The following is a 507-nucleotide window of genomic DNA, read 5'->3' on the forward strand; positions in this document are numbered from 1 at the left end:
ACCTTTCGGTAGAAGACCTCAGTGAGGAAAACTTTATGACATGAGTTCACAAAGTCTCCCTTTCTTAGATTTTCTTGTTTCTTCTGTGCAGTTTTCAGGGAACAAATAAATGGTGGGCCTAAGTAGACTTGAACTACTGACCTCACGCTTATCAGGCGTGCGCTCTAACCAGCTGAGCTATAGGCCCATATTAGACGCAAAGTGATGTTTTTTGTGCCTGGCTGTGTCATTCAGTCAAATCCTGCGGTCAACGTACCTATCAGTACGCCTCCCTTGGATTCTCCTTCATTCCTTGCCATGCGCAAAACTCTCACTTTGCTCAGTATTACCTAATTACGGCGAGATTTTTGCAACGACACGAACATTTTCTTTGCTTGTTAATTCTCATCAGGTTGAATCCCGATAAGAAAAAGATGGTGGAGACGAGGAGAATCGAACTCCTGACCCCCTGCTTGCAAGGCAGGTGCTCTCCCAGCTGAGCTACGCCCCCATTTTATGTGGATGTTA

2 tRNA genes are annotated in these 507 nt (G+C 45.4%); both read right to left on the reverse strand.

The annotated features are described in order from the left end of the window. Positions 1–110 precede the first annotated feature (110 nt). Positions 111–187: transfer RNA gene (locus tag HMPREF0908_RS10370), tRNA-Ile, on the reverse strand. Between the two features lie 227 nt (positions 188–414). Continuing rightward, positions 415–490: transfer RNA gene (locus HMPREF0908_RS10375), tRNA-Ala, on the reverse strand. Positions 491–507 lie beyond the last annotated feature (17 nt).

This window comes from Centipeda flueggei ATCC 43531, assembly GCF_000160695.1.
GTDB lineage: Bacteria > Bacillota > Negativicutes > Selenomonadales > Selenomonadaceae > Centipeda > Centipeda flueggei.